This window comes from Duganella phyllosphaerae, from assembly GCF_001758785.1.
GTDB lineage: Bacteria > Pseudomonadota > Gammaproteobacteria > Burkholderiales > Burkholderiaceae_D > Rugamonas > Rugamonas phyllosphaerae.
The window spans coordinates 96,704-106,483 of sequence record NZ_LROM01000131.1 but is presented as its reverse complement, the minus strand read 5'-3'; the positions used below and the strand labels follow the sequence as shown (position 1 = coordinate 106,483).

Here is a 9,780-nt window from a genome sequence, read left to right as displayed (position 1 = left end):
GCCTTAGGTGCGGCTTTCGCTGATGGCTTGGCGGCTGCTTTTGGAGCGGCTTTGGCTGCTGGCTTGGCGGCGGCTTTTTTCGCTACCGGTTTGGCGGCGACAGCTTTCTTCGCTACTGGCTTGGCTGCTGCCTTAGGTGCTGCCTTAGCTGCTGTTTTAGCTGCTGGCTTGGCGGCTGCTTTTGAAGCTGCCTTCGCTGCTGCTTTTGGAGCTGCCTTCGGTGCTGCTTTCGCTGCTGGCTTGGCGGCTGCCTTCGGTGCTGCTTTCGCTGCCGGCTTGGCGGCGACAGCTTTTTTCGCTACTGGCTTCGCTGCCGGTTTGGCGGCTGCTGCTTTGGCGGCGACAGGCTTTTTGGCTGCGGTGTTGGTCGCGGCGGCTTTAGTAGCCGGCTTTTTTGCTGCTGGTTTTTTTGCGGCGGTTGCCATAACTAGTTCTCCTTCATCGGGGATGGGAAAATTCACATACAAGATTTAAAACCCGTCCGACCCCGGATTGGGCCAGGCGAATTATTCATCGGCGCAAACGATGTCGGTTGCGCTAATGAATTCGGCACTAGCTGAACTGCTGCAACCCCTCACGAGTGCAGCGCTTCAGCCATCGAGCTGTGCGCCGTCCGTGGCCGGCGCGGCGTACAGCATAAAATCTTGTTGCGACGTGTGCGGCAGGTCGGGCGTATCCTCAGCTCCATGACCTTCGTCGCAGCCACCATCGCTTTCGCTTCAAACAAAAAACCGCCCGGCCTGAACCCGGTCAGGCAAGACGGCTATTCGAAAACGGTGTGGTCTTGTGCATAGGTGTGAATCAGTGTCCCGGTATTCTGTCTCGCGGTCAGTGTTTACATACACGCTTTTTCATGTTCGTAAAGTACACGAAAACCTTATCGGTGCGCAACCAGCACAGCAGCGAATCGCCGGCTTTTTTACTTCATATGCTCGGCATTTCACATACGTGCCGCGCCGCGCTTCCATCGCGCCGCGCCGTCGCACCGCATCGCGTGCGCTCGTCCGCGTGGAGAAGCGCGTCTGCCACGCCGCACGAAACTTGACCGCTTCAAAGCGCACCAGTCTCCGCCTGGGTGTCTGCGTTTGCGACGCGCTCCGCGCACATCGCTCGCCACCCGCTTCCACATCCGCAACCGCACGCGCATCGCTTGCGCGCTGTCGCCACATACCGTTTTCAAATTCGTCGCGATTATGAGACAGAGTCCGGCGAATGGCAAGCACAAAGCAGTGGTGCACCGCATGTCTACTGCGTTTGGGAGGTACGCACCGCGCGGCCGCATCATGTAAAACCGCGTTAAGCGATTCGGCGCCGACGACGAAAACCCTTGCAGGCATTGGCGCGCTTCGATGCGGCGTCAACGCCGAACCGCATCTCGAGGGACGTGCGCTTACGCTATGGGTGCACGCCGAATCCATGGTGCTCGGCTATCGCACGATGCGGCCATCTCCACCACGAGAACAAGCCGGCGCCGTCGGGACGAAAAAAAACCCGGCGCAGCTGGCCGGGTTTTTGGTGGAGCGTGGCGGAAGCTTAATCCCAGTTCAGCGCGCCGCCGGTCTGGTATTCGATCACGCGCGTCTCGAAGAAGTTGCGCTCTTTTTTCAGGTCGATCATCTCGCTCATCCATGGGAATGGATTTTCTTCCTGGTCGAAGAGCGTCTCGAGGCCGATCTGGGTGGCGCGGCGGTTGGCGATGAAGCGCAGGTAGCCCTTGAACATGGTGGCGTTCAGACCGAGCACGCCGCGTGGCATGGTGTCTTCGGCGTACGCGTATTCGAGGTCCACGGCCTGCAGGAACAGCTGCTTGATCTCTTCCTTGAAGGCCGGAGTCCACAGCAGCGGATTTTCCATCTTGATGGTGTTGATCAGGTCGATGCCGAAATTACAGTGCATCGATTCGTCGCGCAGGATGTACTGGTACTGCTCGGCGGCGCCCATCATCTTGTTCTGGCGGCCCAGCGCCAGGATCTGGGTGAAGCCGACGTAGAAGAACAGGCCTTCCATCAGGCAGGCGAACACGATCAGCGACTTGAGCAGCTTCTGGTCGCTTTCCACGGTGCCGGTGGTGAAGGCGGGGTCGGTCAGGGTCTCGATGAACGGGATCAGGAATTCATCCTTGTCGCGGATCGATTTGACTTCGTTGTAGGCGTTGAAGATCTCGGCTTCGTCCAGGCCCAGCGACTCCACGATGTACTGGTAGGCGTGGGTGTGGATCGCTTCCTCGAAGGCCTGGCGCAGCAGGTACTGGCGGCACTCGGGCGCCGTGATGTGGCGGTAGGTGCCCAGCACGATGTTGTTGGCGGCCAGCGAGTCGGCGGTGACGAAAAAGCCGAGGTTGCGCTTGACCAGGCGACGCTCGTCGTCGGTCAGGCCGTTCGGGTTTTTCCACAGTTCGATGTCGCGCTGCATGTTCACTTCCTGCGGCATCCAGTGGTTGGCGCAGCCGGCCAGGTACTTGTCCCACGCCCACTTGTACTTGAACGGTACCAGCTGGTTGACGTCGGTTTTACCGTTGATGATGCGTTTATCGTCGGCGTTGACGCGGCGCGCCACCTGCTCGGCGGTGGTGCCTTCGCCTTCCAGCGCGGCAGGGTTGATGGCCGCTGGTGCGGCCGGTGCGGTGTCTTCGTCCCAGGAGAGCGACATGATGTAGTTCCTTGTATATATATGTATGGTCCCGGCAGCCCGGGACGGCGCTTGGGCTAGCGGTGCGCGGTTACGGCGGCGATGGCTTAGCAGTGGCTATAGCGTTCACCGTCACCGCACCGTGGCAGATTATTGGCAGGCTTCGCATTCCTCGAAACCGTCGTCGCCAGGACGCAGGTAGCAGGCTTCGCCATCGGCGTCGTCGGCGGTGGCAGCGACGGCGGACACCGCCGCCACCGTCACACCGGCCGACACCGGCGCGACCGGAGCCGCAGCCTTGGCGCTGGCCGACATGCCGCCATCGACTGCCACGGCGTTCAGGGCGCCGGTCTTGGAGGTCGATTTCTCGGTATGGGTGGCCGAGGTGGTGCGCAGGTAGTAGGTGGTTTTCAGGCCGCGCAGCCATGCCAGCTTGTAGGTCTCGTCCAGCTTTTTACCCGAGGCGCCAGCCATGTAGATGTTGAGCGACTGGGCCTGGTCGATCCACTTCTGGCGACGCGAAGCCGCTTCCACCAGCCAGCTTGGCGACACTTCGAAGGCGGTGGCGTAAATGTCGCGCAGGTCGTCCGGGATGCGGTCGATCTTGGTCAGCGAACCGTCGAAGTATTTCAGGTCGGCGATCATGACTTCGTCCCACAGCTCGCGGGCCTTCAGGTCGCGCACCAGGTAGCCGTTGATCTCGGTGAACTCGCCCGACAGGTTGGACTTCACGTACAGGTTCTGGAAGGTCGGTTCGATGCAGGCCGACACGCCGATGATGTTCGAGATGGTGGCGGTCGGGGCGATCGCCACGCAGTTCGAGTTGCGCATGCCGAACTTGGCGATGCGCTGGCGCACCGGGGTCCAGTCCATGGCCGCCGACAGGTCCTGCTCGAGGTAACCGCCGCGCTCTTCGGCCAGCAGCTTGATCGAGTCTTGCGGCAGGATGCCACGGTCCCACAGCGAACCTTTGTACGACGCGTAGTGGCCACGCTCTTCGGCCAGCTCGGTCGAGGCCAGGTAGGCGTAGTAGCACACCGCTTCCATCGAGGTATCGGCGAAAGTGACGCACTCCTGCGAGGCGAACGGCACACGCATCATGTGCAGGCAGTCCTGGAAGCCCATCACGCCCAGGCCCACCGGACGGTGGCGCATATTGGCGTTGCGGGCCTTATCGACGGCGTAGTAGTTGATATCGATGACGTTGTCGAGCATGCGCATCGCGGTGCGGATGGTCTTTTGCAGCTTGACGTGATCGAGCTTGCCTTCTTTCATGTGCGCCGGCAGGTTGACCGAGCCGAGGTTGCAGACGGCGATTTCGTCCGGACCGGTGTTCAGGGTGATCTCGGTGCACAGGTTGGAGCTGTGGACCATGCCCACGTGCGACTGCGGCGAACGGATGTTGCATGGGTCCTTGAAGGTGATCCATGGGTGGCCGGTTTCGAACAGCATCGACAGCATCTTGCGCCACAGGTCGAGCGCGGCGATTTTCTTGAACACGCGGATTTCGCCGGCGGCAGCCTTGGCTTCGTAAGCGACGTACGCTTTTTCGAAGGCCTTGCCGACCAGGTCGTGCAGGTCCGGGGTGTCCGATGGCGAGAACAGGGTCCAGTCGCCCTTTTCCATCACGCGCTTCATGAACAGGTCGGGAATCCAGTTGGCCGTGTTCATGTCGTGAGTGCGGCGGCGGTCGTCGCCGGTGTTCTTGCGCAGGTCGAGGAATTCTTCGATGTCCATGTGCCAGGTTTCCAGGTAGGCGCAGACCGCGCCCTTGCGCTTGCCGCCCTGGTTGACCGCCACGGCGGTGTCGTTGACCACTTTGAGGAACGGCACCACGCCTTGCGACTTGCCGTTGGTGCCCTTGATGTGGGCCCCCAGGGCGCGCACTGGCGTCCAGTCGTTACCGAGGCCGCCGGCAAACTTGGCCAGCAGCGCGTTTTCCTTGATGGCGTCGTAGATGCCTTCGAGGTCGTCCGACACGGTGGTCAGGTAGCACGACGACAGCTGCGAGCGCAGCGTGCCCGAGTTGAACAGGGTTGGCGTGGACGACATGAAGTCGAACGACGACAGCAGCTGGTAGAACTCGATGGCGCGCGCTTCACGGTCTTGTTCGTTGAGCGACAGGCCCATGGCCACGCGCATGTAGAACGCCTGCGGCATTTCGATGCGCACGTCGCGCACGTGCAGGAAGTAGCGGTCGTACAGGGTTTGCAGGCCGATGTAACCGAATTGCAGGTCGCGGTCGGCGACCAGCGCCTTGGCCAGGCGCTCCAGGTCGAACTCGGCCAGCTTGGCGTCGAGCAGTTCGTTCTTGATGCCGTTGGCGATGTATTGCGGGAAGTACGTGATGTACTCGGCGGCAGCGGCGCCTTGCGCGACTTCCTTGCCGAAGACTTCCTTGCGAATCGTGTGCAGCAGGATGCGGGCCGTCACTTGCGAGTAGGCCGGGTCTTTTTCCATCAGCGCGCGCGCTGCCAGGATGGCCGACTTGTGCAGTTCTTCGACCGGCACGCCGTCGTACAGGTTTTTCAGGGTTTCGGCGACGATGGCGTCGGCATCGACGTGCTTTTCCAGGCCGATGCAGGCGGCGTTGATCAGGCTCGTGACGCGGCTCATTTCCAGCGGCTTGCGTTCGCCGTTTTCCAGCACGTGGATTTGCGGCGCGGTGATGGCGGCGGCGCCACCTTGGGCTTCCTTGGCCAGGCGGCGCTCTTCCATGTGCTTGGCGCGGTACAGCACGTAGGCGCGGGCCACGTCATGCTCGCCCGAGCGCATCAGCGCCAGTTCCACCTGGTCTTGCACGTCTTCGATGTGGAAGGTGCCGCCCGAAGGCTGGCGGCGCACCAGGGCCGAGACCACGCTGGCGGTGAGCTGCTCTACCAATTCGCGGATGCGGGCCGAGGCGGCGCCCTGGCCACCGTTCACGGCCAAAAAGGCCTTGGTCACGGCGATCGCGATTTTCGACGGTTCAAACGCGACGACCGCGCCGTTACGGCGGATGATGCGGTAGTCACCGAGGTCGCTGGCGGCCGTGGACGGGCTGCTGGCGGCGCTCGCAGCGGCTGCTGGGACCAGCGCTGGATTGAAGGTGGTGTCTTGAGTAGATTGCATTAAAGCTCCCCGGTAACAGCGTGCAGCCGATGCTGCGCGATGTATGTTGTAAATAAAAATGGCAAAAATAAAGCATGCAGCCGGGCGAACCAGGCTGGCCGTTGGTGCTCAATGTGTTGCTGAATGTATTACTGAATGTCGTGCTGAATCAGGTGTTGCCCTGGCCCCGAGCCGTACAATTAGGTGAAGAACCAGTGCCTTGAGAACTACTACATCTAGTGGCAAAGCGAATTCCATGCACTGATTGTAGTAGCCGCCAAGTACCCATGCAAGGGTATTTTTTGGCGGTTAAGGCAATTTTTCGATTGACTTTACGGAAGCCCTTTCACCACGCGCAATCCGGGGTTAGCGGGTACTAACGATTCACATGATTCACTATATTTTTGCCAATCAAAAAACGCGCCGGGGTCGGTTTTACGGCCCGGCGCGACGTGTTCGTGCCCTTGTACATCGGTCACCGGGTAGCGCGCCAGCAAGGCCGCAGTCAGGTCCCCCAGCGCCGCGTATTGCGCCGCCTCGAACGGCGTATGGTCGTTGCCTTCGAGCTCGATGCCGATCGAAAAATCGTTGCATTTTGCCCGCCCCCGGAACTGCGAGACGCCGGCATGCCAGGCCCGGGCGCCGGCTGCGGCGTACTGCACCACGCGGCCGTCGCGCCGGATAAAGAAGTGGCTCGACACCCGCACCCCGCGCAGGTCGGCCAGCGAGGGGTCAACATTATAATCGAGGCGGCCGGTAAACAGGTCCGACACCTGCGGACCGCCGAAGCGCCCGCCCGGCAGACCGATGTTGTGGATGACCAGCAGGGAGATGTCGTCGGGGTCGGGCCGCGCGTCGATGAACGGGCTGTCATAGCGCGCGGCCGCCGGCCACCAGCCGTCGGCGTCGATGGCAGCTACCGCCACTGCTACTGCTTGCTTCATGTTTCAGGTTCCTGGATATTGAGTTTTTGCATTTGATAGCGCAACTGGCGGAAGCTGATGCCCAGCAGTTGCGCGGCCTGGGTGCGGTTGAACTGCGTCTGCGCCAGTGCCCGCACGATGATATCGCGCTCGATGGCGCTCAGGTAGTCGGGCAGGTTGGCCGGCAAGGCGCCTGGCGCTGGCGATGAGGATGACGCAGCGGCAGCAGACGACGGCGCGGCCGGCGCCGCATCATCGCTTGCCGGTCCGCTCAGGCCAGACTTGAGCGCCAGGTCGGCCACTTCGATCACGCCGTCGTTGGCAAATGCCAGCGCCCGTTCGAGGATGTTTTCCAGCTCGCGCACATTGCCGGGAAAGCGGTAGCCGGCCAGCGCTTCGAGCACGCCCGGCGCCAGCGCCGCCTTGTGCGGGCCACCGAGGCGCTCCAGGATGGCGTCGGTCAGCGCCGGCAAATCACCCTGGCGTTCGCGCAGCGGCGGCACCGCCAGCTCGATCACGTTGAGGCGATAGAACAGGTCCTGGCGAAACGCGCCCTGCTCCACGCAGCGCGCCAGGTTTTTGTGGGTGGCGCTGATCAGGCGCACATCGACCGGCTCTTCCGACGTGGCGCCGATCTTGCGCACGCGCCGCTCCTGGATCGCCCGCAGCAATTTCACCTGCATCGCCAGCGGCAAATCGGCCACCTCGTCGAGCAGCAGGGTGCCGCCGCTGGCGGCCTGGAAAAAGCCGTCGCGGTCATCGGCGGCGCCCGTGAAAGCTCCTTTGCGATAGCCGAAAAACTCGGCTTCCATCAGCGCCTCGGGGATCGCGCCGCAGTTCACCGCGATGAAGGGCTGGCCGGCGCGCGGACTGCGGGCGTGGATTTCGCGCGCGGCCAATTCCTTGCCGCTGCCCGATTCGCCGTGGATGGCGATCGGCGCCATCGACCGCGCCAGCCGGGCGATCTGCGCGCGCAGCGCCGCCATCACGGCCGACCCGCCTTTCAGGGGGCCATCGACGTCGTCGACATCCACCGCGCGCGCACCGGGCGCGGCGTCGTGCACGCGCAGCGCCGAGCGCACCAGCAAGCGTAGCTGGTCGAGGGCGACCGGCTTGGCGATGTAATCGAAGGCGCCGGCCTTGAGCGCCACCACCGCGTTGTCGGCGCTGCCAAAGGCGGTGACCACGGCGATCGGCGTGTTCTTGTACGTGGCAGCGACTTCACGCACCAGTTCGAGCCCGAGGCCATCGGGCAGGCGCATGTCGGTGAGGACCAGCTGATAGGGGTGGCGGGCCAGCAGCGCACGCGCCTCGGCCACGGTGGCGGCGCTGTCGACATCGAGCCCCATTTTAACCAGGGTCAGTTCGAGCAGTTCGCGCAGGTCGGCTTCATCGTCGACGACGAGCACGCGGGGAGACCTCACGCCCATGGGCAGCCTTTCGATTACTTTTGCGGTGGTGCGAAAGTGATGACAAAGCGACCGCCGGACCGGCGAGCTGCGCGATGCGTATCGTGGCTGTCCTCGAGACCATCATCGATAGCGGCACTATCGAGGCGGTATTCATAATCGAGCCGCGCTTCATTATTCAAACACATTTCGCGCGCCAGATACAGCCCCAGCCCGGTTCCTTTGCTCGATGTGGTGTAAAACGGTTCAAACAGATGCGCGCGCACCTCGCCGCTGATGCCGGGACCATCGTCCTGCACGTGCAATTCGAGCCAGTTCGGCTGCCGCACCAGGTCCAGCCGCACCGACGCCGGCGCGCCGCTGGCATAGCGCAAGGCATTGCCGACCAGGTTGGCGATCACCTCGCGCAGGTGCAGCGGGTCGAAATGCACGGTGGTCCCGGGCGCCACCGAGAGTGCGATGACGTCCGGCTGCAGGCCCTCGGTCTCGACGAATTCGTCGCGCAGTTCGGCCAGGAAGCTGTCCAGCGCCAGCGGCTCGTACCGGACGTGGGATTTGCGCGACAGCTGCAGGATGTCCTCGACGATGCGGTTGACTCGCTTGACGTTGTCGCCGACGATGCGCAGCAGGCGCCGCTGGCCGGGATCGTCGATGTCTTCTTCCAGCAGCGCGTTGGCGTGGCCGATCGCCGACAGCGGATTGCGCACCTCGTGGGCGATGCTGGCGGTGAGCCGGCCCATCGAGGCCAATTTCAGCTGCTGCGCGCGCTCCTCGATCTCGCTCACCTCCTGCAGGAAGATCACGCTGCGCGACTGGCCGGGACCATCCCCGCCCTCACTCACGCCGCCCAGGTCCACGCCCGCAAACCGGGCCTTGAGGCGGATGCTGAAATACGGCTTCAAGGTGATGAAGGCGGTATCGAGTGCGGGATCGGCGCGCCACTCGGCGTAGGCCAGCGCCAGCGGCGCATGATCTTCCGATGCCGACAGCTCAGTCCCCGTCAACCCCAGCATGCGCTGGGCGGCCGGGTTGCCGGCCCGGATGCGGCCGTCGGCATCGACCACCAGCACGCCGTCGGCCACGTTGGCCATCACCAGCCGGTTCACCGCCTGCTGCACGCCGATCTCCACCCCGCGCCGGATCGCCAGTTCCTCCTGGCCGATCAGCCGCGCCGCCATGCGGTTCACCACCAGCACGGCGGCAAAATAGGCGGCGCCGTACAGGCCCGATTGCAGCATCGGGCTGCCATCGTTGGCCGCCATCTCCAGCACCTCGATCAAGCCCACGCCCAGCATGAACAGGGCGACCAACGCGGTGCAAAACAGCGCCAGCACCAGCGGCGCCAGGATGGCCGTGCCGGCCAGCGGAAACAGGTACAGGATGGCCAGGCCGCTGCGCAAGCCGCCGCCGTCAACATATAAAAGAGAGATGATGGCCAGGTCGCAGGCGATTTGCGTGAGCACCTGCACCAGGAAGCGGCGCTGCAGGTACACCGCCATCAGCGCGAAGACGATGGCCAGCACCAGGTAGGCCACGCAGATCCACAAATACAGGTAGTGGCCGGAGGCGCGCAGGCCGCGGCCGTCAAAGCTCAGGTAGACCAGCAGCACCAGCGCGATGACGATGCGGGTGACGTTGAGGGTTTGCAGCGAGCGCCAGAAGGTGGCGCGGGTGGTCCCCGAAGCACTGGAGTCGCCGGGCGAAGCCGAAAGGGCTTGCAGGCGCTCCAT

The 9,780-nt window shown here is 63.2% G+C and carries 6 protein-coding genes; all 6 read right to left on the bottom strand.

Going from position 1 to position 9,780, the window contains the following annotated elements:
* Positions 1-467: hypothetical protein (locus DUPY_RS28685; RefSeq protein WP_371851816.1), on the bottom strand; the 467-nt coding region annotated here is incomplete at its 3' end.
* A 1,066-nt stretch (positions 468-1,533) separates the two neighbouring features.
* Entirely contained in the window at positions 1,534-2,649 is a 1,116-nt protein-coding gene (locus DUPY_RS22810) for a ribonucleotide-diphosphate reductase subunit beta (RefSeq protein WP_070251389.1), read from the bottom strand.
* A 129-nt stretch (positions 2,650-2,778) separates the two neighbouring features.
* Positions 2,779-5,739 carry a ribonucleoside-diphosphate reductase subunit alpha gene (locus DUPY_RS22805; RefSeq protein ID WP_070251387.1) on the bottom strand — a complete coding sequence of 987 codons (2,961 nt, stop codon included), beginning with the start codon at positions 5,737-5,739 and terminating at the stop codon, positions 2,779-2,781.
* A 311-nt stretch (positions 5,740-6,050) separates the two neighbouring features.
* A complete protein-coding gene (ampD, locus tag DUPY_RS22800) occupies positions 6,051-6,662 on the bottom strand; it encodes a 1,6-anhydro-N-acetylmuramyl-L-alanine amidase AmpD (protein ID WP_070251385.1) in 612 nt (203 codons plus the stop codon).
* Positions 6,659-8,071, bottom strand: coding sequence for a sigma-54-dependent transcriptional regulator (locus DUPY_RS22795; protein ID WP_084640856.1), 1,413 nt, complete (start codon positions 8,069-8,071; stop codon positions 6,659-6,661). The genes ampD and DUPY_RS22795 overlap by 4 nt, the downstream gene beginning before the upstream one ends.
* Positions 8,072-8,085: 14 nt before the next feature.
* Complete coding sequence (locus DUPY_RS22790; protein ID WP_070251383.1) at positions 8,086-9,780, bottom strand: two-component system sensor histidine kinase NtrB; 1,695 nt, start codon at positions 9,778-9,780, stop codon at positions 8,086-8,088.